This is a genomic window from Kitasatospora dryopteridis (genome assembly GCF_050749075.1).
Lineage (GTDB): Bacteria > Actinomycetota > Actinomycetes > Streptomycetales > Streptomycetaceae > Kitasatospora.
The window spans coordinates 7,133,477-7,157,114 of the sequence record NZ_CP192749.1 but is presented as its reverse complement, the minus strand read 5'-3'; the positions used below and the strand labels follow the sequence as shown (position 1 = coordinate 7,157,114).

Sequence of the window (23,638 nt, the reverse complement as noted above, 5' to 3'; positions counted from 1 at the left end):
CACAGCTCGGCGCATCCGGATTGCGCAGTTCCCGCGCCACCGGGCCTCATCACGGCGAAGGTGCCTGCCGCTGCACGGTCGGCGCCTCGTCGGCCCCGGCAGGCGCGTCCCGCTCGTCCGCGGGAAGCAGCTCGACGCCGTGCCGCAGCTCCACCGCACCCGGCAGGTCGAACCTGCGCTCCCGCTGGGCGACGACGTGCCGCTCGACCGCGAGGGCCCCGGTCACCGTGCAGTGCCCGCACCGCACCGCCGCCAGCCGCCCCTGCCGCACCACCGCCACCAGCCCGGCCAGCGCGAACCTCACCGACAGCTCCATCGTGACGCTGCCGAGCTGGGCGCCGTCCAGCAGCAGGGCCACGCTCGGGTTGTTGGTGGAGGCGATGCGGTGGTTGGCCATCGCCACCAGTTCCTCGCTGTCGGGGGTGTCGCGGGTCCGGCGGGCGGCGGTCCGCAGTTCGGTGTGGCGGCACCAGCCGGCGGCCGCGACGTCGAGGAGTTCGAGGCCGAGGAAGCCCTCCAGCATCCCGGCGACCTCGCCCTCCACGGCGCGCCCGGCGGAGGCGGAAAGTCCGCGGACACCGTCGACCAGGCCGCTGACCGTTCCCTGCTCGTGCAGCGATCCGGCGATCGCGTCGACCGGGTTCTCCCGTCCGGGGTCGAACAGGAAGTCCCGTAGGGTGACCGGCTCCGCTGACGTGGTCGTGGTCATGGGTCCTCCTCGGTGATGGTGGGGTTGCCGGGGGCCGGGCGCGGTTCCAGCCGGACGGTGCGGCTGGGTCCGGCCCGGTCGGTGTGCTCGGTCAGGACCGCACCGGCGGCGCCGGCCGGGTGGGGTTCGAGTCGGATGTGCCGGTCCGCCCAGCGGGGTCCGCGGTGGCGGTTCAGCAGGTACGCGGCACCGGCTGCCAGCAGCACACCGCCGCCCAGGGCGGGGCCGACCACCGCGGCCGGGTTCGTGGACCCGCCGCCGCCCGCGCCGTTCCCGTCGTCCCCGTTGCCGTTCCCGCCACCGCCGCCGCCGTTGCCGTTCCCGCCGCCACCGGCCGGCTCCACGGTGAACGCGGCGTCGTCCGTCATCTCCGGGAAGGCCGGGCAGGTGGCGGTGAGGGTCAGGGCGCCCGCCGACGCCTCGGCCGGCACGGACACCACCGCGGCGAAGTCGCCCGCCGGGTCGACCGCGGTGCTGACCGACAGGCTCGCGCCCTCCCAGACGAGTTCGACGTCGCCGGCGTCGCAGGAGAACCCCGTGCCGACGGCCTCCACCGGCTCCCCCGCCGACCCGCTCCCGGGGTTGACGGTGAGGACCGGCCCGTCCGTCGCCCCGCCGCCGTCGTCGACGGTGAATGCCTCCCGGTCTCCGACCTCGGCGTTCTGGGCGCAGTACGCGTCGACGGTGTGCTCACCGGGCGACGCGTCCGACGGCACGGCGACCGTCTCCTCGAAGTCGCCCGTGGGCCCCGTGACGGCGGTGGCGAGCTGGGTGCCGTCGTCCCAGGCCAGTACCGCCTCGCCGCCGGGGCAGGCGAATCCCGTGCCGTAGGCGGTGAAGGCGCTGTCGACCCGGCCGTGCTGCGTGTCCAGCGTCAGGTCGGCGTTCTCGGCTGCGGTGTCCTCCACGACGAACGCGGCGCTGCCCGTCACCCACTCGATCGGCTCCGAGGTCTCCTTCAGCACCGGTTTGGCCGCGCACCTCAGGGTGATGGTGTACTCGCCGGGGGCGGTGTCGGGCACGGTCATGGTTCCGGTGACCGTCTCGGCAGAGGTGACGGAGGCGGTTCCGCCCGCAGGGGTCGGGCCGCTCCAGAGCAGCACGGCGGACGCTCCGGCAACGCACCCGGTGAAGCCGGTGCCGGTCGCGGTGACCTCCGTACCGACGGGTCCGCTCCTCTGGGACAGCGACACCGACTGGGCCCAGGCCCCCGGCGCCAGCACGGCGAAGGCCACCCAGACCACGAAGCCGAGCAGCAACGCGGTCAGACCACGGCCCACCGGCCGGCCGGTCCGTAACAGCAGCATCGTGACCACCCACGGGCGGTCCCGGGCCTACCCGGCGGGGTGCCCGGGGCGGGAGTCGACGGCAGCGGCCGGCCGGGCCGGGCCGCACTGGGCCCTACCGGCCGAGCGGTGCAGGTGTCGGGTCATCACCGACCGCCCTTCCTTGCTCACTACTCCTCATCATCGCCCACCGGACGTACGCGCACCACCCTTCACGGAAAGACCGCCCACCCCGGAGAGCGGTCGGCCCGGTCAGGGTTGACCCGGTGTCAGCCGACGGCGACACCGACGCGGTGGCGATGCCCACCGGCTTCGGCGCGCGGGCGACGGCCTTCCGCACGCTGCGTCACCGACGGCGGCGGCCGGGGCCGCGGGGCGGTCTCCCGCTACATCCAGAGGAAGGGGGTGCGGGCGGTGTAGGAGAGGGCCCGGGCAGCCTTGTCCAGGGTGAGGTCGCCGGGGGCGACGGTGGTGCGGCGGTCGGTGTAGCGGGAAACGGTGACTGTCAGGTAGTGGCCGACGGGCTCGACGCGGGTGACGTCGGCGGGCTTCGGCGGAGGCGTCGTCGCGGTGGGCGGCGGCGTGGTGGTGGCCGGTGCGCCCGGGGATGCGGTGGTGCCGGCCGTCGCGGTGGGCGAGGGGCTGGCGGTGGGCGAGGGTGCGTCGGACTCGGCGGTGAGAAAGGCGAGCACGGACGGGTCGGTGAGGGCCTGCCGGGCCTTCTGGGCGCTCTGCTCGTCGGCGAAGCGGAGCACGGTGACGCTGGTGACGACCTGCTGGTCGGCATTGGTGAAGCCGACGGAGACGTACGCCTGGCAGCCGGTGTCCTTGAGCGGGTTCTTCTCGCGGTCGAGCAGGATCTCGGCGCAGTCGCCGCCCTCGCGGGCCGCGGTGCGGTGGGCCTGCACGCCGTTCTGGTCGACGGCGCGCTGGCCGGGGAAGTAGTGGTCGGCGGTGAAGGCCTGGGCCTCCGTCAGCGGCTGCTCGGAGGCGAGGCCGGGGGCCGGCTGGGACTTCTTGGACTGGCCGCTGGTGCTGCCGAGGCCGGGTATGAGGTCGCCGGGGTTGGGGCGGCTGACCACCCAGCCGATGCCGGCGGCGGCCACGACGAGGGCGCACCACAGGGCGGTACGGCGCCGGCCGGGCCCGAGCCGGCGCGGCTCGGCGGGCGTCTCGCCGTCGTGTCCGGCCGCGGTCTGGTCGGGTTCCCCCTGCGTGGTCATGCGGGAGATTCTAAGCAGATGATCAGCCGGGCCCGGAGGGAGGGCCTGCCGTGGGGGCGCTGCGCGCACGAAGGGGGCGTACGTGACCTGCGCCACTACCCTGTGCGGCGACACTGTGACAACTCGCACACCGCCGAGCGGATCTTCTGGCGGGTTCCCTCTGGCGGAACGCGACGCGGCACGGGCAGGATCGGGCGCATGGATCTGCTCGACACCCTCACCGCCAAGGGCCTGCGCCGGGAACTGCCCACCCGGGAGGAGGCGCTGGCCGTCCTCGCCACCACCGACGACGAACTGCTCGACGTCGTCGCGGCCGCCGGCAAGGTACGCCGCCAGTGGTTCGGCCGGCGGGTGAAGCTCAACTACCTGGTGAACCTGAAGAGCGGTCTCTGCCCGGAGGACTGCTCGTACTGTTCGCAGCGGCTCGGTTCCAAGGCGGAGATCCTCAAGTACACCTGGCTGAAGCCGGAGCAGGCGGCCGAAGCGGCCGCCGCCGGTCTGGCGGGCGGCGCGAAGCGGGTATGCCTGGTGGCCAGCGGACGCGGCCCGACGGACCGTGACATCGACCGGGTGGCCGACACCATCGCCGCCATCAAGGACGCCGACGCGCAGGTCGAGGTGTGCGCCTGCCTGGGCCTGCTCTCCGACAACCAGGCGGAGCGGCTGAAGGCGGCCGGTGCCGACGCGTACAACCACAACCTGAACACCTCCGAGGCGACGTACGGCGACATCACCTCCACCCACACCTACGCGGACCGGGTGGACACCGTGCAGAAGGCGCACGGCGCGGGCCTGTCCGCCTGCTCCGGCCTGATCGCGGGCATGGGCGAGCGCGACGAGGACCTGGTGGACGTGGTCTTCGCGCTGCGCGACCTGGGCTCGGACTCGGTGCCGGTGAACTTCCTGATCCCGTTCGAGGGCACGCCGCTGGCGCAGGAGTGGAACCTCACCCCGCAGCGCTGCCTGCGCATCCTGGCGATGGTCCGCTTCGTCTGCCCAGACATCGAGGTGCGGATCGCCGGCGGCCGCGAGGTGCACCTGCGCTCGCTGCAGCCGCTCGGCCTGGAGATCGCCAACTCGATCTTCCTGGGCGACTACCTGACCAGTGAGGGCCAGGCCGGCCAGGCCGACCTCGACATGATCAAGGACGCCGGCTTCACCGTCGAGGGCGCCGGCGAGCAGACCCTGCCCCGGCACCGCGCCGACGCGGTGGCGGCCGGCGGCTGCGGCGGTGCCTCCGCATCGCCGTGCGGCACGGAGGCGCACGCCTGCGGCACCGGCGGCTGCGGCCCGTGCGGCGGCCACGCCGAGCCGGCCGAGACCGCGGCGGACGTCGCGGCGGACGTCGCGGCGGCCATTGCGGCGGAGTCCTCGGACGAGGCCCGGACCGACCTCGTCCGGGTGCGCCGGCGCGGTGCGGGCACCGAGCTGGCCCCGAACGCCTGATGGCCGACGTCCAGCACCTGCTCGACCTCGACCGGGCGCACGTCTGGCACCCGTACGGGCCCATGCCCGGCACCGTCACCCCGTACGTGGTGGAGTCCGCGTCCGGGGTGCGGCTGCGGCTCGCCGAACCGGCCGGCGGACACGACGAGCTGATCGACGGCATGTCCTCCTGGTGGGCGGCGATCCACGGCTACCGGCACCCGGTGCTGGACGAGGCCGTGCGCGAGCAGCTCGGCCGGATGAGCCATGTGATGTTCGGCGGGCTCACCCACGAGCCCGCCGTCCGGCTCGCGGCGAAGCTGGTCGAGATCACCCCGGAGCCGCTGCGGCACGTGTTCCTCGGCGACTCCGGGTCGGTCTCGGTCGAGGTCGCGCTGAAGATGTGCCTGCAGTACTGGCAGTCGGTCGGCCGCCCGGCCAAGCGCCGGGTGCTGACCTGGCGCGGCGGCTACCACGGCGACACCTTCCACCCCATGTCGGTCTGCGACCCCGAGGGCGGGATGCACCACCTGTGGGGCGGGGTGCTGCCGCACCAGCTGTTCGCCCCCGAGCCGCCGGGCGGCTTCGACGCCCCGCTCGACGAGGCGTACGCGGGCGTGCTCGCCGACCTGGTCGCGCGGCACGCCGGCGAGCTGGCCGCGGTGATCGTGGAGCCCGTGGTGCAGGGCGCCGGCGGCATGCGCTTCCACTCCCCCGCCTACCTGCGGCTGCTGCGCGAGCTGTGCGACGAGCACGGCGTGCTGCTGGTCTTCGACGAGATCGCCACCGGCTTCGGCCGCAGCGGCGCCCTCTTCGCCGCCGACCACGCCAGGGTGTCGCCCGACGTGATGTGCCTCGGCAAGGCGCTGACCGGCGGCTACCTGACGATGGCGGCGACGCTGTGCACGGCGGAGGTCGCGGACGGCATCAGCCGCGGCGAGATGCCGGTGCTGGCGCACGGCCCCACCTTCATGGGCAACCCGCTGGCCGCGGCCGTCGCCAACGCCTCGATCGACCTGCTGCTCGGCCAGGACTGGCAGTTGGAGGTCAAGCGGCTCGAGGCCGGCCTCACCGCCGGGCTCGCCGCCGTCGCGGACGCCCCCGGCGTGCGCGAGGTGCGGGTGCAGGGCGCGATCGGCGTCGTCCAGCTCGACCACCCGGTCGACATGGCCGCCGCCACCGCGGCCGCCGCCCGCGAGGGCGTCTGGCTGCGGCCCTTCCGCGACCTCGTCTACACCATGCCGCCCTATGTGACGAACGATCAGGACCTGGCCCGGATCACCGCCGGTGTCGCAGCCGCGGCGGTGGCCGGATGACCGTCCTCTTCGTGACCGGCACCGGGACGGAGGTCGGCAAGACCGTCGTCACCGCCGCGGTCGCCGCCCTCGCCACCGGGCCGGTGGCCGTCCTCAAGCCCGGCCAGACCGGGGTCGGGCCCGCCGAACCCGGCGACGCCGGCGAGGTCGCCCGGCTCACCGGGCGCGACCTCACGCTGCGGGAACTCGCCCGCTACCCGGAGCCGCTCGCCCCCGACACGGCGGCACGGCGGGCCGGCCTGCCCACCGTCCGCCCGCAGCAGGCCGCCGAGGCCGTCGCCGAACTCGCGAAGGACCACGACCTGGTGCTGGTCGAGGGCGCGGGCGGCCTCCTCGTCCGCTACGACGAGGACGGGCACACGCTCGCCGACATGGCGATCGCGGCGGCCGGGCTCGGCCTGGAACCGTCCGTGCTGGTGGTGGCGACCGCCGGGCTCGGCACGCTCAACACCACCGCACTGACCGCGGAGGCACTGGCCGCCCGCGGCCTGCCGCTGCACGGCGTGGTGATCGGCGCCTGGCCGGACGCACCGGACCTCGCCATGCGCTGCAACCTGGCCGACCTGCCGGTGGCCGCAGGCGCACCGCTCCTGGGGGCACTCCCCGCCGGCTGCGCCGCCACCGGCGGAGACCCCTTCGTCACGGCGGCCCGCACCTCCCTGGCGCCCGCCCTGGGCGGCACCTGGGACGCTGCGGAGTTCACGGCCGCCCACGCAGCCCCGTAGGCACTCGGTAAACCCGTAGGGGCGCGGGGAACTGCGCGAGACGGGGCAACGGTCCGCACCTTCCGTCTCGCGCAGTTCCCGCGCCCCTTGGTCCTACTCGGCGAGCGTCTTGCCCGTCTCCAGGAGGGACTTGAGGTCGCTGAGGACCCAGGCCCAGCCGCCGCCTCCGCCCATCTCCTCGTCGTCGAAGGCGCCGCTGACCAGGGCGGCGAGCTGCGGGGCGCCGGTCAGTTCGTGGGTGACGGTGAGCCGGGTGGATCCGTTCTTCTCGACCAGCTCGTAGGTGAGGCGGGTGAAGCCCTCGGCGACGAGCTGCGGGTCCATGAGCATCCGCCAGGTCAGGACCAGCTTGTGCGGCGGGTCCGCCTCGACCACCTCGCCGTCGATGACGGTGTCGGGGACGGTGAAGCCGCCCGCCTCGGCACCGTCCACCATCGCCTGGCTGGGGCGGGTGCGGTAGGGGGCGCCGGGCGTGAGGTCGTAGTCGGTGAGGCCGCCGTAGCCGTAGCGGTCGGTCCACTCGGGCTTGGTGATGGCGTCCCAGACCTGCTCCGGGGCGGCCTTGATGTACACGCGGTAGACCTGGGTGGTCGCCGCGGGCTGGGTCCCGCTCATGTGTCCTTCTCCAACTCTGCCTTCAGGGCGGCAAGTGCGGTCACGTGGCGTTCGGTGTACTTGTCGATCCAGCGGTCGTGGATGAGCCGGATCGGTACGGGGTTGAGGAAGTGGAGCTTCTCGCGGCCCGACTTGCGGGTCACGACGAGCCCGGCGTCCTCCAGGACGCGCAGGTGCTTCATGACGCCGAACCGCGACATCTCCAGCTCGGACTCCAGCTCGGTGAGTGTCCGCCCGTCGCGGGCGAACAGCAGATCGAGGAGGAAGCGCCGGGTCGGGTCGGCGAGCGCCTTGAACACCTGGTCGTCATCGGGCACGACTCCAGAATAGGTGACCATTTGGTCACATGTCCACCGCTCGGGCCCGGCACGCCGCCGGGAATCTCAGGACACGCCGCCCAGCCGCAGCAGCGCCGTGGTCGCCGCGGCCGCGACCACCACCAGCGGGAACGGTGCCCGCCGCAGCACCAGCACGCCCGCGACCAGCACCCCGGCCGGGCGGGCCCAGCCTGCGAAGCCCTGCCCCTGGGTGAGCGCGGCGGTCACCACCAGGGCGATCAGCAGGACCGCGGTGGCGGTGGAGAGCAGCCGCTCCAGCCCCTCGGAGAGGTGCAGGCGGTCGCGCAGGACGGGGCCGGCCAGCCGGAACGCGTACGTGCCGGCGGCGAGCAGCAGGACGGCGAAGAGCGGCATCAGCGGGCCTCCCCGGCGGGTTCGGCGGCCCGGGCGGCGGGCGCGGGTGTGCGGCGCAGTGCGGTGCGGACGGCCGGGACGAGGGCGGCGAGCGCCAGCAGTACGGGCAGGCCGGGCGGCAGAAAGGGGGTGGCGGCGACCGCGAGCACCGCACCGGCCAGGGCCGGGTTGCGGACGGAGCGGTCGGTGAGCGAGGGCAGCACCAGGGCGAGCAGGACGGCGGGGAAGGCCGCGTCCAGCCCGAGCGCGTCGGTGTCGCCGATGGCGCCGCCGGCGAGGGTGCCGAGCAGGACGGCGATGTTCCAGGCGGCGAACAGGGCGAGGCCGCAGACCCAGTAGGCGGCGCGGCGGGCCTTCGGGTCGCGCTGCTGGAGGGTGAAGGCGGTGGACTCGTCGGTGAGCACGTGGGCGCCGAGCAGCCGGTCGCGCCACCGGCCGCCGAGCACGTCGGCGACGGCGAAGCCGAAGGGCAGCAGCCGGGCGTTGAGGACGAGGCCGGTGACGACGGCGGCGATCGGGCCGCCGCCGGCCAGCACCACGCCGACCGCGGCGAACTGCGAGCCGCCGGCGAAGACCAGTACGGACATGGCGACCGGCACCCACGGCGGCAGGCCGCCGGAGACGGCGATCGCGCCGAAGGAGGCGCCGACGAGGGCGTCGGCGAGACAGACCAGGGCGATGTCGCGGAGCGTGCCGCGATCGAGTGTTCGCAATGCCGAACGCATGTCCAGTAGAATGAACAGCAACCTCGGCGTTCGTCAAGCCGAACGGGCAGCAGTCTGGAGCGAACACGTGGACGACGCGGACAACACGCCGGCGGTCGGCGGCCACCGGTCCTCGCAGGACCTGATCACGCTGATCTCCACCTCGATCCGCCGGGAGCGCGAGCGGGCCGGTCTCTCGATGGCCGAGCTGGCCCGCCGGGCCGGCATCGCCAAGTCCACGCTCTCCCAGCTGGAGGCGGGCACCGGCAACCCGAGCGTGGAGACGCTGTGGGCGCTCGGCGCCGCCCTCGACGTGCCGTTCAGCCGCCTGGTCGACCCGCCGCGGCCGCAGATCCGGGTCGTCCGGGCGGGCGAGGGCCCGGTCACGTACTCCGAGCGCGCCGACTACGCGGCCACCCTGCTCGCCTCCTGCCCGCCGGGCGCACGCCGGGACATCTACCGGATCGACGCCCGGCCCGGCGGGGCCCGGCTCTCCGACCCGCACCTGCCCGGCTCGGTCGAGCACGTGGTCCTCGGCAGCGGCAGGGCCCTGGTCGGCCCCGCCGACGCCCCGGTCGAGCTCGGCCCGGGGGACTACATCTCCTACCCCGGCGACGCACCGCACGTCTTCGAGGCGCTGGAGCCCGGCACCACGGCCACGCTCACCATGGAGCACGTCTGACCGGCCGGGCGGGCGCGGCTCAGCCGGTCAGCGGACGCACCCAGCGGCGCCAGTGCTCCTCGCGCCGGTACCCGGCGCCCGACCAGGCGCTCTGCCCGAGGGCGTTGCGCTCCAGCACCATCGCGTCCACCCGGCGGCCGCCCAGCCCGGCGAACCTCCGCTCGGCCGCCTCGATCAGCGCGCCACCGACCCCGCGGCGGCGCAGCTCCGGGTCCACGGCCAGCCGGTAGAGGTGGCAGCGCCAGCCGTCGAACCCGGCGACCACCGTGCCCGCGAGCACCCCGTCGAGTTCGGCGACCAGCAGCGCCTCCGGGTCCCGTTCGATCAGCCGGGCCACCCCGGCCTCGTCGTCCGTGATGCTGGCGCCCTCGGCGGCGCGGGACCAGAAGGCGAGCAGGGCGGGGATCTCGTCGGGGCGTGCGGTACGGATCGCGATCTCGGTCATGCGCCCCTGTCTAACAGGCACGCTCCGGGCAGACAGGACATTCCACAGGGTGGGACGGGCCGGGCTGACCTCGCGTCACCCGTCCCGTAGGCTCGGTCCACCCCCCGCCTGTGCGACACCCCGCGAGGAGCACCGTGCCGACCGCACCCACCGCAGATCCCGCAGCAGACCCCGCCGCCTCCGCCCCGGCCGACCCCGCCGAGGCGGAGGAGTTCGTCCGCGCGCAGACCGCGGTCGGCGCCGTCCCCTTCGTGCCGGAGGTGCGGCTGCACCTGGCCGAGGAGGCGATCGGCCTGTGGGAGCGGACGGAGTCCGCCAAGGGCGAGATCGGGCTGCCGCCGCCGTTCTGGGGCTTCGCCTGGGCCGGCGGCCAGGCCGTCGCCCGGTACGTGCTCGACCACCCGGAGTCCGTCGCGGGCCGCTCCGTGCTGGACCTCGCGTCCGGCTCCGGCCTGGTCGGCATCGCCTGCGCCCTGCGCGGTGCGGCCGGTGTCACCGCCGCCGAGATCGACCCGTACGCGGTGGCCGCGATCGGGCTCAACGCCCGGGCCAACGGGGTGCCGATCGCCGCGCACTGCGCGGACCTGCTGGACGGCGACGGCGCACCGGCCGAGGTGGTGCTGGCCGGCGACGTCTTCTACGAGCGGGCCATGGCGCTGCGCGTGCTGCCGTTCCTCCAGCGGGCCCGTGCCCGCGGCGCCCTGGTGCTGGTCGGCGACCCGGGCCGGGCGTACCTGCCGCGCGAGCACTTCACCGAGGTCGCCTCCTACCGGGTGCCGGTGGTCGCCGACCTGGAGGACGCCCCGGTGAAGACCTCGGTGGTCTGGCGGCTCACCGGCTGAGCCCGCCCTCGCGGGCTCCGGTGCCCGAGCGTCACCGCCTTCGTACCGTTTAGATACCGAAGCCGTGATGAGCTGCGGAAACGCTCGCGGCGCGCGGGGTGCCCGAGTACCATCCGGCTGACGCCCCGGGGCGCGGTGCGCGCACACCGATGTGCCGTGCTGCCCCGCGGCGACTCTCGCGGGGCAGACGGAGGTCACCGCGCACTCGGCACCGCGCGCCAGAGCTGTCGCGCGAACGCGGGAAGGGCAGCGACTTGGCGGATCGGCTCACCGGAGGCGACTCCTCGCTGCTGCGTCGGATCAACGCGGCGGTCACCCTGCGGGCGCTGCGCGACGGACAGACCGTCACCCTGACGCAGCTCGTCGGCGACACCGGGCTGTCCCGGCCCACCGTCGAGGGCGTCATCGAGGGGCTGATGGAGTCCGGGCTGGTCGCCGAGGTCGAGCACGGCCAGGACGGCGGCGGACGGCGCGGCCGGCCCGCCCGCTGGTTCCGGTTCCGCGCGGAGGCCGGGCACGCGCTCGGCATCGAGATCGGCGTGCACGACGTCCGGGTGGTCCTCGCCGACCTCAGCGGCGAGATCCTCGCCGTCCACGCCAAGCCCGTCGACGAGACCCTCGACGCGGAGGAGCGGCTCGGCGTCATGCGGACGACCGTCGCCGAGGTGCTGCGCAAGACCGGCGTCTCCCGGGACAACCTGTGGGCGGTCGCCGTCGGCACCCCCGGCATCGTCGACGGCGACGGCACCGTCCGTCTCAGCACCGCCATGCCCGGCTGGACGGGGCTCGACCTCGGCGCCCGGCTGCGCCGCTCGTTCAAATGCCCCGTCGTCATCGAGAACGACGCCAACCTCGCCGCCATCGCCGAGCACTGGAAGGGCGCCGCGGTCGGCAAGGGCGACGTCGTCTTCGTCATGGCCGGCCTCAGCCCCGGCGCGGGCTCGCTGATCAACGGCCGGCTGCACCGCGGCTACGGCGGCGCGGCCGGCGAGATCGGCGCCCTCCACCTGCTCGGCCAGGAGGCCACCCCGGAGCGGCTGCTGTCCACCACCGGCAAGCCGCTCGACCCACTGGACGAGGCCGCCGTGGCCCGGGTGCTGCGGCTGGCCCGGGAGGGCGACGAGGTCGCCAGGGACGCCATGGACCGGTTCCTGCGGCGGCTGGTGCACGACGTGGCGGCGCTCGTCCTCGCCCTGGACCCGCAGCTGGTGGTGGTCGGCGGCTGGGCGGCCGGGCTGGACGGCGTGCTGGAGCCGCTGCGCGAGCGGCTCGGCCGGTTCACGCTGCGGGCGCCCGAGGTGGCGCTGGCCGCGCTCGGCACGGAGGTCGTCGCGACCGGGGCGCTGCGGGTGGCCCTGGACCTCGTCGAGGAGCAGCTGTTCGCCGTCGACCCGCCGGGGGCGGGCGGGCGCTGACCCGCCGTCCGGCGGGCGACAGCAGACGGGCCCGTCCGGTGTCGGACGGGCCCGCGCTTCGGCTTCGAAGAGGTGTCAGGCGGAGCGGACCGCCTCGACCGGGGTGACCTCGACCGCGCCGGCCTCGCCGAAGGTGAGCTTGCAGGTGTCGGCCCGGTAGGTGCACACCGCGCGGGCGATCTGGCGGCCGGCGGAGGCGTACACGGTGGTGACCACCAGCACCGGGGTGCCCGGCGGGCGCTCCAGCAGGGCGGCCTGCTCGGCCTCGGCGACGCCCAGCTCGACCGTGCGGGACTCGCCGTCGACGCCGGCGCGCTCCAGCTGACGGAGCACCGAGCGGGCGCGCTCGCCCTCGGCGGAGCCGACCAGCTGCGGCAGGGCCGGCAGGTGCGGGACGGCCGAGTCCGGCACGTGCAGCGACTCGGTGGCCATCACGCGGCCCTGCACCAGGCGCAGGCGGCGCACGGTGTGCACCGTCTCGCCCGGCAGGACGCCGAGGTCGGCGGCCAGGCGTGCGGAGGCGGGGGCGCTGGTGCAGTCGACGATCCGCCAGGACTGGTTGCGCGAGGCGCTCGGCCAGCCCTCCTCGCTGCTGCTCACCGGCACGCCGACCCGCGGGGCGGCGATCACGGTGCCGATGCCGCGGCGGCGGACCAGCCGGCCTTCCAGCTCAAGCTGGTCGAGGGCCTGACGCAGCGTGGCCCGGGCCACGCCGAAGCGGGCGGCGAGCTCGCGCTCGTTGGGCAGCACCTGGCCGGCGGAGAACTCCGAGTCGATGGTGCGCACCAGGACGGTGCGCAGGTGCCAGTACTTCGGCTCGGGAGCCGCCGTGAGCTGTCCTGCTTGCGCCACCGTGTCCTCCGCCCTGAAGGTGTGGGGCCGCCCGACCCCCGCCCGGTTTCGGCAGGTGGGGAGGGTGGGCTTTATCCGTCCTTCTTTATTAAAGGTCTTTGCAGTAAGCGACCCTAGGGGGTGGCGGAGGAGATGGTCAAGACCAATGACCGACCTCGACCGGAGTTCGGACAGTGAACGATCGTTCGTGACCTGCGCCACAGCGGGAAGCGACCACATCACCGATCCGGCGGGCCGGACGGTACCCTCCGGGGGTGATCGTGGTTTCAACAGTCAACGTCAACGGCATCCGCGCAGCCGCCAAGAAGGGCCTCGTCGAGTGGCTCTCCGGCACCAAGGCCGACGTCGTCTGCCTCCAGGAGGTCCGCGCCGAGCAGGACCAGCTGCCGGCCGAAATCCGTGACCTGGAGGGCTGGCACGCGGTGTGGGCGCCCGCTGCCGCCAAGGGCCGGGCCGGCGTCGCCGTGCTGTCGCGCCGCGAGCCCGAGCGCACCGCGATCGGCTTCGGCTCGACCGAGTTCGACAGCTCCGGCCGGTACGCCGAGATCGACCTCCCGGGCCTCACCGTCGCCAGCCTCTACCTGCCCTCCGGCGAGGTCGGCACCGAGCGCCAGGACGAGAAGGAACGCTTCATGGCGGAGTTCCTCGTCCACCTGGACGCGCTGCGCCGCCGCGCCGCTGAGAACGGGCGCGAGGTGCTGGTCTGCGGCGACTGGAACATCGCCCACCGCGAGGACGACCTCAAGAACTGGCGCGCCAACCAGAAGAACGCGGGCTTCCTGCCCGAGGAGCGTGCCTGGATGACCCGCCTCTTCGACGACGTCGGCTACGTGGACGTCGTCCGCGTCCTCCACCCCGGCCAGGCCGGCCCCTACACCTGGTGGTCCTACCGCGGCCGCGCCTTCGACAACGACTCCGGCTGGCGCATCGACTACCACATCGCCTCCGCCGGCCTGGCCGCCCGCGCCAACGACGCCGTCGTCGAGCGCGCCGCCGCCCACGGCGAGCGCTGGTCCGACCATGCCCCGGTCACCGTGGTCTACGACCACGGAGTCTGACGGCCCTCCCGGACCACGTCCGCGGCGCGCTGGGCGTTCCCCTCGGAGAGTCGTCGTGTCCGCCGGAGGCCGGCGCGACGGTGGACACGTTCGTCGTCGAGGCGGCGTGCGGCGCACCCTTCAGCCCGTCATCCCTTCAGCCCGTCATCCCTTCAGCACCCCGAGCGGGACCAGCCGGGCGACGATGCGGCTGAGCCCGTTGCGCTCACTGGCGGTGACGACGGCGTCGACGTCCTTGTAGGCCTCCGGGGCCTCCTCCGTCGCACTGCGCCACGAGGTCGGGCGGGCCGACACGCCGGCCGCGACCAGTTCGGCGCGCAGGTGGCGGATGTCGATCTCGCGCTGGGCGCGGTGTCGGCTCCAGACCCGGCCCGCACCGTGGCAGGAGGAGTCGAACGCCTCGTTCCCCGGCACCCCCGCCAGGACGTAGGACGCCGTGCCCATGGTGCCGGGGACGAAGACCGGCTGCCCTGCCCCGGCGAGGTCTGCCGGCAGGTCCGGGTGACCCGGCGGCAGAGCCCGGGTGGCGCCCTTGCGATGGACGCAGAGCAGTCGGCGCTCTCCGTCCACCTCCTGGCGTTCCAGCTTGGCCAGGTTGTGCGACACGTCGTAGAGCAGGTCCAGCCCGTAGCCGGTGTGCTCGCGGAACACCGCTCGGGCGGCGTCGGCCAGCAGGTGGCGGTTGGCGCGGGCGTAGTTGGCCGCGGCGGCCATCGCCCCCATGTAGTCCCGGGCCTCCGGGGAGTCCACCGGGGCACACGCCAGCTGCCGGTCGGGGACGGTGATCCCCCGGCGGTGCATCACGGCCTCCATCCGCCGGACGTGGTCGGTGCAGATCTGGTGACCCAGGCCGCGCGAGCCGCAGTGGATCATCACGCAGACCTGATCGGTGCGCAGACCGAAAGCCCGGGCGCATGCTTCGTCGTAGATCCGGTCGACGGCCTGGACCTCCAGGAAGTGGTTGGCCGAGCCCAGGCTCCCGACCTGGCCCGCCCCGCGCTCCAGCGCGCGGTCGCCGACGTGCGTCACGTCCGCATCGTCCACCGCCCCGCCGTCCTCGCAGCGGTCGAGGTCGCGCGGCACCCCGTGCCCCATGTCCACCAGGTAGCGGGCGCCGCCGCGCAGCAGGTCGGCCAGTTGCCGGCGCCCGGCGGGCCGCCACAGGCAGCCCCGCCCGAGGCCGCGCGGGATCAACGGGTCCAGCCGGTCCATCAGCGCCGGCAGCACCTCGCGCACCGTGTCCCGGTCGAGCTCGCTGGTGAGCAGCCGGACCCCGCAGGAGATGTCGAATCCGACCCCTCCCGGAGACACCACGCCGCCGGCCGCGACCTCCGTGGCCGCCACCCCGCCGATCGGGAAGCCGTAGCCCCAGTGGATGTCGGGCATCGCGTACGAGGCCCGGACGATACCCGGCAGCGAGGCGACGTTCGCGACCTGTTCGAGTGCGCGGTCGCCCTCGTCGAGCGGCAGCAGCCCGTACGGGGCGAAGATCACCCCTGGCACCCTCATCACGCCGCTGCGCTCGATCCGGTAGCGCCAGGGGGTCTCCTCCACCAGTCGGACGTCCATGTCAGCCGATGCCTCCTCGGCCCCGTCACGCTCATGTGCCGTGGTGGCGCTCGTCCGCCGCGACGCCCGGGCCGCGCGCCGGTCAGACGTCCAACGTCACGTGGCACCGCCAGCCCCCCGCCGTTTCTCTCGTCATCCGCAGACCGTGCAGGGACACCGCCTTCGGCACCGCGCCGACCTGCTCGACCAGGGCGCTGTCCACCATGGCCAGTCGCATCCGCACGCCCGCCCCCGTGCGCCGGACCGACACCCGGGCCGGCAGTTCCCCGGCCGTCTCCGCCCGGAAGATCATCTCCTCCAGCGCCGAGACCAGCAGCCGCTCGTCGGTGTCGTCGGCCAGCTCGTACTCCCGCTCGGTGCGCACCGCCCCCGGCGGGATCTCCGCGAAGCCCCCGACCGCCCCGCGCACCGCCTCCGCGACGCACTCCTCCCGCTCCGGGGCCCATGCCTCGACAGCCAGATCCCCGGTGTGCGGCACGGTCCGGTGACCGGTGCCGCCGGGCGCTGCGCCCGGTGCTCCACTCACACCACCAGTCTTCCCCCCGAAACGGGCCCGGCGGTAGCCCGGGAAGCCGGAACGTGCCGCACGGCCGGGCCGGCGCTAGGGTCGGCCCATGCGGCACCGCACCACGACGACCGTCAGCGCGGCCCTGATCGACATCGACGGGGTGCTCACGGTGTCCTGGAAGCCGCTTCCCGGGGCCGTCGAGGCGCTGGAACGGCTCCGAGAGATGGGCCTGCCCTTCCTGCTCCTCACCAACACGACCTCGCGCACCAGGGCGTCGATCGCGACGACCCTCGCCGGTGCGGGCTTCCCGGTCTCGGCCGAGTCCATCCTCACCGCCCCCAGCGCCACCGCGGCCTTCCTGGCGGAGCACCATCCTGGTGCCCGCTGCCTGCTGCTCAACAGCGGTGACGTCCGAGAGGACCTCACAGGGGTGGCCCTGGCCGAGGACGACGAAGCCACGGAGGGGGAGGACGTGGACGTCGTCCTGGTCGGCGGCGCCGGACCCGAATTCGGCTATCGCGCCCTCAACCGCGCGTTCGGCCACCTCCAGCGGGGCGCCCGCCTCGTCGCCATGCACCGCAACCTGTACTGGCGCACCGACCGTGGCCTGCAGCTCGACGGCGGCGCCTTCCTGTCCGGCCTGGAGCAGGCCTCGGGTCAGCGGGCCGAGGTGGTCGGCAAACCCGCTGCCGCGTTCTTCACCGGGGCGCTGACCCGGCTGGGAGTCGAGGCGGACCGGACCCTGATGGTGGGCGACGACATCGAGTCCGACGTGCTCGCCGCCCAGCGCTGCGGCATCAGCGGCGTCCTCGTGAAGACCGGGAAGTTCCAGGGCCGTGCGCTCCGCGACGCCGACGGAACCCCCGACCACGTCCTCGACTCCGTCGCCGATCTGCCGGTCCTGGTGGCGCGGTTGGCCTAGCGTTGAAGCGTGGACGCCGACGTCGTGACGCTGTTCCTCTGCGGGGACGTGATGCTCGGGCGCGGGGTCGACCAGATCCTGCCGCACCCGGGTGCTCCGGGGCTGCGGGAGCCGTACGTGCGGGATGCGCGGGACTACGTCGGGTCGGCGGAGGCCGTGAACGGCCCGATTCCCTTCCCGGTCGACTTCGCGTGGCCCTGGGGCGAGGCCCTGGCGCTGCTCGACCGGGCCGCGCCCGACGTCCGGGTGCTGAATCTGGAGACGAGTGTCACCCGGAGCGACGACTTCGCGCCGGGCAAGGACGTGCACTACCGGATGAATCCGGCGAACCTTCCCTGTCTGGCAGCGGCCCGGCCCGACGTCTGCGTACTGGCGAACAACCACGTGCTGGACTTCGGTGTCCCCGGCCTCCGGGAGACGCTGGCCGCTCTGGCAGGCGCGCGGTTGCGGGCGGTGGGAGCGGGGCGGGACGCGGGCGAGGCCCGACGGCCCGCGATCGTCGAGGCCGACGACGGCCGCCGAGTGCTGGTCTTCGCCTTCGGCACCGCGTCCAGCGGGATTCCGTGGACCTGGGCCGCGTCCGAGCAGCAGGCCGGCGTCCACGTCGTGTCCGAGGCGTCGAGCGCCGACGCGGCCGAGATCGTCGACCGGGTGCAGCGGGTCAAGCGGCCGTGCGACATCGTGGTCGCCTCGGTCCACTGGGGTTCCAACTGGGGCTACCACGTCTCCCGGGAACAGGTGCGCTTCGCGCACACACTGATCGACGGCGGTGTCGACGTGGTGCACGGGCACTCCTCGCACCATCCCCGTCCCATCGAGCTCTACCGCGGACGGCTGATCCTCTACGGGTGCGGCGACTTCATCGACGACTACGAGGGCATCGCCGGCCACGAGCAGTACCGGGACGACCTGCGGCTGCTGTACTTCGTCTCGGTGGAGCCCGACAGCGGGGAGCTGGTCGGTGTGCACATGGCACCCGCACAGGCTCGCCGGATGCGGCTGGAGCACGCCTCCTCCGAGGACTCTCGGCACCTGCGCGACACGCTCGACCGGGTCAGCCGCGGCTTCGGCGTACGCGTGGGTTCCGGGCCGAACGGCATGCTGGCGCTCCTGGCCGCGCGGGGGAAGCAGGCGTGAGGGGAGGCCTTCCCGAGGTCTTCCCGTTCCCGCGACTCCCGCGAGCGGATCCACGCCCCGCCGCCGCCCTCCCCGGTGGGAGGCTGGCTAGTAGGGGCTGAACGCCGACGACCGATCCGAGCACGTGATGCCCACGAGGATTCTGCTGGAGGGGCGCCCCGGCAGCGGGAAGACGACCGCGATCCGCCGGCTGGCGGCGCTGCTGCGCACCCGGGAGGCCGTCGGCTTCACCACGGAGGAGATCCGCGAGGGCGGCGCCCGGGTCGGTTTCGCGTTGGAGACGCTGACGGGCCGGAGAGGTGTGCTCGCCCGGGTCGGGTTGCCGGGGCCTTTGCGGGTCGGGCGGTACGGCGTCGACATCGGAGTGATGGAACGGCTCGCGGTGCCCTCGCTCGCGACGCCTCTGGAGCCCGGCACGCTCGTGCTCATCGACGAGCTCGGACGGATGGAACTGGCGTACTCCCCGTTCCGGAACGCCGTCCGGGCCGTGTTCGCGGCCGACGTGGACGTGGTCGCCACCGTGCACGCACAGCACGGCCCCTTCACCGACGTCCTCAAGCGCCGTACCGACGTCGAGCTGATCCAGCTGACCCGGGCGAACCGGGACGTCCTCCCGGAGCTGCTGGCAACGCGGCTGGAGGGACGGTGAGCGGCGCCGTGCCCCACCGGGGCCGGGCCGGCGCCGCGATCCTCCGACGACGCGACGACCGGCGGGCCGGGGCGTCGAGCGGTGCCGCCGGTGGGCGCGCGAGGGCTCGCAACGGCCCGCGGAGCCGGCACCGCCGTCATGGTTCTTCCTCGCCCTGCCGTTCGCCCGGAGGACCGGCACGAAGGCCTGAACCACGGCTCACGCATCGATGCCGAGCCGTCGCCCCGTGGATAGACTGACCAAGCGTTCCAGGAACGGACCCGGCGCGGGCGGCGGAGCACTCGTGCGCCTCGTTGTCGCACATGTACGCCCCTCTCCGTGACCGCACGGCGATGGCAAGCCTGTCGCGGATGATCCGGCAGCGGGCCATCGATCGGACGGGAGCCCTGCCATGGCGAACACGTCCAGGTCTCCGGACGGCTACGACCCCGAGACCGCCCTCCCCGTGTCCGCCCGCGCTCCTTCGCCGTCGTCGGGCTCCCCCGGTGACACCGAGCCGACTGCGGCCAACGACCGGCTGGCGCTCAACGGCATGGGCAGCTTCGACTGGGACCTCGACAAGGGCACCTACCACCTCGACGACGTGGGCCTGGAAGTGTTCGACCTACGGGCCGACGAGTTCGACGGGGTGCCCGCGTCACTCTCCGCCAGGGTGCTGCCGACGGACAGCGAGCGGCTCGAAAACGCCGTGTCGCTCGCGCTGCGGGAGGGGCACCTGACCTTCGCGTCCTATTTCCGCCTGGTCTGCCGCGACGGAACCCTGCGCTGGACCCACACGCAGGGACGCATCCTGCGCGACCCGCAGGCGCACCCGTACCGCATCGTCGGCATCGTCCGCAACGCCGAGGAGGAGCTGGCCCACGCCGAGGGGATGCGGACGCTCGCCGCCGACCGGCGCCGCCAGACCGACTCCGTGCGCGCCACCACCGAAGCCCTCGCCCGCGCCATCACCGTCCGCGACGTGACCAACGTGCTGACCGACAGCGAAGGGCTGCGACGCTTCGGGGCGGACGGGCTGGCCCTCGGGCTGGTGGACGGGGACGTCATGCGCCTCGTCGCCGTGACCGAGCAACCGTCGGCTGAGCTCAGGGCCCAGGACGACCTGTCGCTGACCCACTTGGAGGACGGGCTGCCGCTGTCCGAGGCCGTGCTCACCCGGCGCGCGCGATTCGTCGGCACCAGGGAGGAGCTCACCACCCGCTACCCCCGCCTGCTGCCCTATGCCGAGGAGATGGGGATCGAGGCGGCGGCCTTCCTGCCCCTTGTCGCCCAGGCCCGCACCATCGGCGCGCTGGGCCTGTTCTACCGGGACAGGCACCACTTCAGCACCGAGGACCGCAACATCTGCATCGCGCTCAGCAGCGCTGTCGCGCAGTCCCTGCAACGCGCCATGCTCTTCGACCAGGAACGCGAATTCGCGACCACGCTCCAGACCACCATGCTGCCGCGCCGCATCCCCGAGATCAACGGCGGTGAGGTGGCCGTCCGCTACCGCGCCGGCCGCAGCGGACGCGAGGTGGGCGGGGACTGGTACGACGTCATCCCTCTGCCGGGTCGGCGGGTGGGTCTCGTGGTCGGCGACGTGGAGGGGCATGACAGCCACGCGGCCGCCATCATGGGTCAGTTGAGGATCGCTCTGCGGGCCTACGCCACCGAGGGGCACACTCCCGCCACGGTCATGGCCCGCGCGTCCAGGTTCCTCGCCGATCTCGACACCGAGCGGTCCGCGACGTGTATCTACGTCGACGCCGACCTGGAGACCGGAACTCTGCGCATGGTGCGGGCCGGCCACCTAGAACCACTCGTGCGGCACAGCACCGGCCGTACCGGCTGGGCCAGCGTCCGCGGTGGCCTGCCGCTCGGCGTGGCCACGGTCTTCGGCCAGGACGGCTACCCCGAGACCCGTCTCGACCTCAACCCCGCGGACACCCTGCTTCTGTGCACCGACGGCATGGTCGAACACCCCGGTCGGGACATCGCGGACGGCATCGAAGCGCTCGCCGCCGCCATGCGCGCCGGCCCGCTCGGCACCGAGGCGCTCGCCGACCACCTCTGCGGCGGCCACCCGAGCCGCCTCGGCAGCAGCGACGACGTGGCGCTCCTGCTGCTGCACCGCACAGCCGAACCCGGCGCCTACGTCACCCGGCAGATGACCCAACACGTCCACCAGGCAGATCCGGAAGGGCTGGCGGAGACCCGGGCGATGCTCCGCCAGGCCCTGGCCGCGTGGGGTGCGACCGACCTCCTGTCCGACGTCGAACTCACTGCGGACGAACTGATCACCAACGCCCTGGTCCACACCGACGGGGGCGCACTGCTCACCATAGAACTACGGGCCGGGACCACCCCCTGTATTCGCCTGGAGATCCAGGACCGCTCCAGCGTCCTGCCGCGCCGCCGGGCCCCCGGCGAGACCGCCACCTCCGGCCGCGGCCTGCTGCTGGTGGACGCCCTCAGCGGGAGCTGGGGCGTGGAGCCGCTCGGCAGCGGAAAGAACGTCTGGTGCGAATTCCCGCTGGCGAGTTGACCATCTGCTGGCAGTTCACATGTGCGGCCACTCGTCAATCCACGTGGCCGCCGACGGCTCGGCCCGAGCAGCTGATGGGCGGGTACGACCACGTCCGCCTCGACCCGCTGAAGCTCGAACGGCCACCGTGACGCGGCCGAGGGGTTCGGCACCGACCGGGCCGAACGACGCGGACGTCCTCGCCGCAGTCGGAAGGCATGCGCCACCACCCTGAGCTACGGACGGCCCTCGCGGGCCTGACGGACGCCTTCGCGCCGTGGCACACCGCCGGAAGGACGGCGAGCTGACGTGACTCCCCCTCGCGAACGGGGGCTTCCCGCCAGGCCGGTCCGGTTCACGCCGACACGGGCGGCCCGGCCGCGCATCGGGCGAGCCTTCGGACCGGACGCCGCCCGTGCCCCACGGACTGCCGCCGGCGGTTTGCGTCCGGGGCCCGGTGTGCCAGGCTGAAAGAGTGCGTGGGTTCCCCGCGCCCGACGGCGGGAACCCCGGCTCTGGTGTTCCGGAATTGTCACCGTCCGTCACCCGGCCTGATGCGGGCCAGCGGTGACTCTGTGTACCCGGAGCTCCGGTCGGCCGGGCCCGGAGGCGCCGCCGGACGCGGCGGGCAGTCCCGGCCCCGCGCTCACGCACCGCATCCGTCGAGCGGGGCCGCCGGCAAGGTGGTGAGTGTCGTGAGCCTGGTTCAGATCGAAGGCTCCGAGGAGGTCCTGCGTGCCGTGCAGGACATTCCGGAGCTCCACCTGGTGCGTTCGAGCCTGGAGACCCGTTCCGACTACCGGTACAAGGTCGCGGCGTACGCGTCCGACCAGGCGGTCGAGGCGGCGGTTGCGCAGGGTGCGCAGGTGACGGTGCTGCTCTCCTCGGAGGGCGTCGACGAGCACCACGCCCGGATGTCGGCCGTGATCGGCCAGGGGCGCACCGAGCGCGGGGAGGTGTGAACGATGCCCCCGCCCTACGCCACGCCGACCGTGCCGCAGACACCGGCCCAGATCGAGGCGGCACTCGCCGACCTCGCGGCCACGTTCCCCGCCCTGTGCACGCTCGGTGAGTTCCCGAACCGCAGCGTCGAGAACCGGGAGATCCACTTCATCCGCATCGCGAACGCACCGCAGGACGGCCGTCCGGCTGTGGTGCTGACCGGTGGCGTCCACGCACGCGAGTCCGCGCCGCCGGACGCGCTGGTCCACTTCGCGCAGAACCTCCTGGTGAGCCGCACCACCGGCGCCGACGTCGTCTTCCCCGCGACGTCCTGTCGGCCGCTGCCGGCCGGGCCGACGGTGAACTACCCTCCGTTCACCATCCCGGCCGTCGAGGTGGAGCGGATCCTGAACGGCGTCGACCTCTACGTCGCGCCGCTGATCAACCCCGACGGCCGGCTGTTCGACCAGCTGAACCCGCCGTCCGACCCGATCGGTGCCGGCTGGCGCAAGAACCGGCGGTCCCACCCCAACCCGGCCAGGGTCGGAGTGGACATCAACCGCAACCACGACATCGCCTGGAGGTTCGAGGACTACTACGACATGGGGGTCTACCTGTCCTTCTACCGGAACGGCCCCGCCTCCACGGACAGCAGGGCGGAGACCTACCGGGGACCGGCCGCGGCCTCCGAACCGGAGACCGCCAACGTGCAGTGGCTCATCGACGACGCCAGGGCCACGTACTTCGTCGACGTCCACCAGTTCGGCCGCAAGGTCCTGCTCTGTTGGGGCATCGAGGACAACGGCAGCGACCCGTCCATGAACTTCTCCTCTCCCACCTGGACGGGCAAGCGGGACGGCCTCCGCCCGGGCAGCCCGGGCCTGCCGCCGGACCGCCCCGACTATCAGGAGTTCGTCAGCAACACCCCGCCGCACTTCGTGCGCAAGACCCTCGTCACCATCGCCGGTGAGATGCGCGACGCCATCCTGCGCAGCGCCGGCGTGGACCCGACCGTCAGCACCGCGAAACCCCAGCGCGCCCACTCCACCTACGACGTCGGCCAGAGCGCCTCGCTGTACCACCCGCTGGGCGGACCGGTCACAGGCACCACCGACGACTACGCCTTCCGCCGGCAGTTCGACGACCCGACCAGGGCACCGGTCTTCGCCTTCACCATCGAGACCGGGCACGAGGAGGAGTCCGGGTTCCACCCCGACTACGACAGCCCGCCCGGACACTACGCCAAGATCGAACGGGAGGTGCATGCGGCACTCATGGCCCTCTGCAACTTCGCCGCCTGAGAGCCGAGTTGCCGGATCCGGAACTGATACAGGACCGGCCGCCGGCTCCCGGGCCGGCGCCGCCTCGGGCCGCGCACGCTCGAACGAGTGCACCTCTTTTGGAAAGCGTTCGTTC

General features: G+C 73.6%; 24 protein-coding genes. 13 read left to right on the top strand and 11 right to left on the bottom strand.

The genetic code is table 11. The annotated features are described in order from the left end of the window. Window positions 1-49: 49 nt before the first annotated feature. The 3 genes from ACQ614_RS32410 to ACQ614_RS32400 form a co-directional block, all read right to left on the bottom strand. Window positions 50-709, bottom strand: coding sequence for a hypothetical protein (locus ACQ614_RS32410; protein ID WP_431682555.1), 660 nt, complete (start codon window positions 707-709; stop codon window positions 50-52). Next, the gene (locus tag ACQ614_RS32405; protein WP_431682554.1) at window positions 706-2,016 is read right to left on the bottom strand and encodes a hypothetical protein; all 1,311 of its coding nucleotides are present in this window, start codon (window positions 2,014-2,016) and stop codon (window positions 706-708) included. Before ACQ614_RS32405 ends, ACQ614_RS32410 begins: the two co-directional genes overlap by 4 nt. Before the next feature lie 365 nt (window positions 2,017-2,381). Beyond that, window positions 2,382-3,218 (bottom strand): hypothetical protein, encoded by an 837-nt coding sequence (locus ACQ614_RS32400; protein WP_431682553.1) that lies wholly within the window; start codon window positions 3,216-3,218, stop codon window positions 2,382-2,384. Between the two features lie 198 nt (window positions 3,219-3,416). On the opposite strand from ACQ614_RS32400, the gene bioB reads away from it, so the two are divergent. The 3 genes from bioB to bioD are packed head-to-tail and all read left to right on the top strand — an operon-like array spanning window position 3,417 to window position 6,684. Continuing rightward, on the top strand, window positions 3,417-4,664 hold the full coding sequence (gene bioB, locus ACQ614_RS32395; RefSeq protein WP_431682552.1) for a biotin synthase BioB: 1,248 nt from the start codon (window positions 3,417-3,419) through the stop codon (window positions 4,662-4,664). After that, window positions 4,664-5,959 (top strand): adenosylmethionine--8-amino-7-oxononanoate transaminase, encoded by a 1,296-nt coding sequence (locus ACQ614_RS32390; protein WP_431682550.1) that lies wholly within the window; start codon window positions 4,664-4,666, stop codon window positions 5,957-5,959. The genes bioB and ACQ614_RS32390 overlap by 1 nt, the downstream gene beginning before the upstream one ends. Then, complete coding sequence (bioD, locus tag ACQ614_RS32385) at window positions 5,956-6,684, top strand: dethiobiotin synthase (protein WP_431682549.1); 729 nt, start codon at window positions 5,956-5,958, stop codon at window positions 6,682-6,684. The genes ACQ614_RS32390 and bioD overlap by 4 nt, the downstream gene beginning before the upstream one ends. A 93-nt stretch (window positions 6,685-6,777) precedes the next feature. Here bioD and ACQ614_RS32380 read toward each other — a convergent pair whose 3' ends face one another. The 4 genes from ACQ614_RS32380 to ACQ614_RS32365 all read right to left on the bottom strand — a co-directional run bounded on the left by ACQ614_RS32380 (window position 6,778) and on the right by ACQ614_RS32365 (window position 8,704). Continuing rightward, complete coding sequence (locus ACQ614_RS32380) at window positions 6,778-7,299, bottom strand: SRPBCC domain-containing protein (RefSeq protein WP_431682547.1); 522 nt, start codon at window positions 7,297-7,299, stop codon at window positions 6,778-6,780. After that, complete coding sequence (locus tag ACQ614_RS32375) at window positions 7,296-7,616, bottom strand: ArsR/SmtB family transcription factor (protein WP_431682546.1); 321 nt, start codon at window positions 7,614-7,616, stop codon at window positions 7,296-7,298. Before ACQ614_RS32375 ends, ACQ614_RS32380 begins: the two co-directional genes overlap by 4 nt. A 66-nt stretch (window positions 7,617-7,682) precedes the next feature. After that, window positions 7,683-7,991: an AzlD domain-containing protein gene (locus tag ACQ614_RS32370; protein ID WP_431682544.1), complete on the bottom strand. Its 309-nt coding sequence runs from the start codon at window positions 7,989-7,991 to the stop codon at window positions 7,683-7,685. Continuing rightward, window positions 7,991-8,704: an AzlC family ABC transporter permease gene (locus ACQ614_RS32365; RefSeq protein WP_431682542.1), complete on the bottom strand. Its 714-nt coding sequence runs from the start codon at window positions 8,702-8,704 to the stop codon at window positions 7,991-7,993. The genes ACQ614_RS32370 and ACQ614_RS32365 overlap by 1 nt, the downstream gene beginning before the upstream one ends. Before the next feature lie 190 nt (window positions 8,705-8,894). Between ACQ614_RS32365 and ACQ614_RS32360 the strand changes: the two genes are divergently transcribed. Then, a complete protein-coding gene (locus tag ACQ614_RS32360) occupies window positions 8,895-9,377 on the top strand; it encodes a helix-turn-helix domain-containing protein (protein ID WP_431684090.1) in 483 nt (160 codons plus the stop codon). Between the two features lie 19 nt (window positions 9,378-9,396). Here the strand turns inward: ACQ614_RS32360 and ACQ614_RS32355 are convergent, their stop codons facing one another. Beyond that, window positions 9,397-9,822: a GNAT family N-acetyltransferase gene (locus ACQ614_RS32355; protein WP_431682541.1), complete on the bottom strand. Its 426-nt coding sequence runs from the start codon at window positions 9,820-9,822 to the stop codon at window positions 9,397-9,399. 134 nt (window positions 9,823-9,956) lie between these two features. Here ACQ614_RS32355 and ACQ614_RS32350 point away from each other — a divergent pair, with 134 nt between their 5' ends. Beyond that, window positions 9,957-10,664, top strand: coding sequence for a class I SAM-dependent methyltransferase (locus tag ACQ614_RS32350; RefSeq protein ID WP_431682539.1), 708 nt, complete (start codon window positions 9,957-9,959; stop codon window positions 10,662-10,664). A gap of 254 nt (window positions 10,665-10,918) precedes the next feature. Next, entirely contained in the window at window positions 10,919-12,079 is a 1,161-nt protein-coding gene (locus ACQ614_RS32345; protein WP_431682537.1) for an ROK family protein, read from the top strand. A gap of 75 nt (window positions 12,080-12,154) precedes the next feature. On the opposite strand, the gene ACQ614_RS32340 is transcribed toward ACQ614_RS32345, so the two are convergent. After that, a complete protein-coding gene (locus ACQ614_RS32340; RefSeq protein ID WP_363497950.1) occupies window positions 12,155-12,931 on the bottom strand; it encodes a GntR family transcriptional regulator in 777 nt (258 codons plus the stop codon). Between the two features lie 254 nt (window positions 12,932-13,185). On the opposite strand from ACQ614_RS32340, the gene ACQ614_RS32335 reads away from it, so the two are divergent. After that, the gene (locus tag ACQ614_RS32335; protein ID WP_431682536.1) at window positions 13,186-13,989 is read left to right on the top strand and encodes an exodeoxyribonuclease III; all 804 of its coding nucleotides are present in this window, start codon (window positions 13,186-13,188) and stop codon (window positions 13,987-13,989) included. Window positions 13,990-14,133: 144 nt separating this feature from the next. On the opposite strand, the gene ACQ614_RS32330 is transcribed toward ACQ614_RS32335, so the two are convergent. Together ACQ614_RS32330 and ACQ614_RS32325 are read right to left on the bottom strand one after the other, a co-directional pair. Next, on the bottom strand, window positions 14,134-15,558 hold the full coding sequence (locus ACQ614_RS32330; protein WP_431682534.1) for an RtcB family protein: 1,425 nt from the start codon (window positions 15,556-15,558) through the stop codon (window positions 14,134-14,136). A gap of 82 nt (window positions 15,559-15,640) precedes the next feature. Continuing rightward, window positions 15,641-16,084 (bottom strand): archease, encoded by a 444-nt coding sequence (locus ACQ614_RS32325; protein WP_431682533.1) that lies wholly within the window; start codon window positions 16,082-16,084, stop codon window positions 15,641-15,643. Window positions 16,085-16,172: 88 nt separating this feature from the next. On the opposite strand from ACQ614_RS32325, the gene ACQ614_RS32320 reads away from it, so the two are divergent. The 6 genes from ACQ614_RS32320 (at window position 16,173) to ACQ614_RS32295 (ending at window position 23,523) form a co-directional block, all read left to right on the top strand. Continuing rightward, window positions 16,173-16,988, top strand: coding sequence for an HAD-IIA family hydrolase (locus ACQ614_RS32320; protein ID WP_431682531.1), 816 nt, complete (start codon window positions 16,173-16,175; stop codon window positions 16,986-16,988). 9 nt (window positions 16,989-16,997) lie between these two features. Continuing rightward, window positions 16,998-18,125 carry a CapA family protein gene (locus ACQ614_RS32315; RefSeq protein WP_431682530.1) on the top strand — a complete coding sequence of 376 codons (1,128 nt, stop codon included), beginning with the start codon at window positions 16,998-17,000 and terminating at the stop codon, window positions 18,123-18,125. Between the two features lie 127 nt (window positions 18,126-18,252). Further along, a complete protein-coding gene (locus ACQ614_RS32310) occupies window positions 18,253-18,774 on the top strand; it encodes a nucleoside-triphosphatase (RefSeq protein WP_431682529.1) in 522 nt (173 codons plus the stop codon). 391 nt (window positions 18,775-19,165) lie between these two features. Further along, entirely contained in the window at window positions 19,166-21,301 is a 2,136-nt protein-coding gene (locus ACQ614_RS32305) for a SpoIIE family protein phosphatase (protein WP_431682528.1), read from the top strand. Between the two features lie 674 nt (window positions 21,302-21,975). Then, window positions 21,976-22,242 carry a hypothetical protein gene (locus ACQ614_RS32300; RefSeq protein WP_431682527.1) on the top strand — a complete coding sequence of 89 codons (267 nt, stop codon included), beginning with the start codon at window positions 21,976-21,978 and terminating at the stop codon, window positions 22,240-22,242. Between the two features lie 3 nt (window positions 22,243-22,245). Beyond that, window positions 22,246-23,523, top strand: coding sequence for a M14 family zinc carboxypeptidase (locus tag ACQ614_RS32295; RefSeq protein WP_431682525.1), 1,278 nt, complete (start codon window positions 22,246-22,248; stop codon window positions 23,521-23,523). Window positions 23,524-23,638: the final 115 nt, after the last annotated feature.

Coding starts and splice junctions, on each gene's coding strand:
- ACQ614_RS32410 (WP_431682555.1), bottom strand. CDS start 709: ATGACCACGACCACGTCAGCGGAGCCGGTCACCCTACGGGACTTCCTG.
- ACQ614_RS32405 (WP_431682554.1), bottom strand. CDS start 2,016: ATGCTGCTGTTACGGACCGGCCGGCCGGTGGGCCGTGGTCTGACCGCG.
- ACQ614_RS32400 (WP_431682553.1), bottom strand. CDS start 3,218: ATGACCACGCAGGGGGAACCCGACCAGACCGCGGCCGGACACGACGGC.
- bioB (WP_431682552.1), top strand. CDS start 3,417: ATGGATCTGCTCGACACCCTCACCGCCAAGGGCCTGCGCCGGGAACTG.
- ACQ614_RS32390 (WP_431682550.1), top strand. CDS start 4,664: ATGGCCGACGTCCAGCACCTGCTCGACCTCGACCGGGCGCACGTCTGG.
- bioD (WP_431682549.1), top strand. CDS start 5,956: ATGACCGTCCTCTTCGTGACCGGCACCGGGACGGAGGTCGGCAAGACC.
- ACQ614_RS32380 (WP_431682547.1), bottom strand. CDS start 7,299: ATGAGCGGGACCCAGCCCGCGGCGACCACCCAGGTCTACCGCGTGTAC.
- ACQ614_RS32370 (WP_431682544.1), bottom strand. CDS start 7,991: ATGCCGCTCTTCGCCGTCCTGCTGCTCGCCGCCGGCACGTACGCGTTC.
- ACQ614_RS32360 (WP_431684090.1), top strand. CDS start 8,895: ATGGCCGAGCTGGCCCGCCGGGCCGGCATCGCCAAGTCCACGCTCTCC.
- ACQ614_RS32355 (WP_431682541.1), bottom strand. CDS start 9,822: ATGACCGAGATCGCGATCCGTACCGCACGCCCCGACGAGATCCCCGCC.
- ACQ614_RS32330 (WP_431682534.1), bottom strand. CDS start 15,558: ATGGACGTCCGACTGGTGGAGGAGACCCCCTGGCGCTACCGGATCGAG.
- ACQ614_RS32320 (WP_431682531.1), top strand. CDS start 16,173: ATGCGGCACCGCACCACGACGACCGTCAGCGCGGCCCTGATCGACATC.
- ACQ614_RS32310 (WP_431682529.1), top strand. CDS start 18,253: ATGCCCACGAGGATTCTGCTGGAGGGGCGCCCCGGCAGCGGGAAGACG.
- ACQ614_RS32305 (WP_431682528.1), top strand. CDS start 19,166: ATGGCGAACACGTCCAGGTCTCCGGACGGCTACGACCCCGAGACCGCC.
- ACQ614_RS32295 (WP_431682525.1), top strand. CDS start 22,246: ATGCCCCCGCCCTACGCCACGCCGACCGTGCCGCAGACACCGGCCCAG.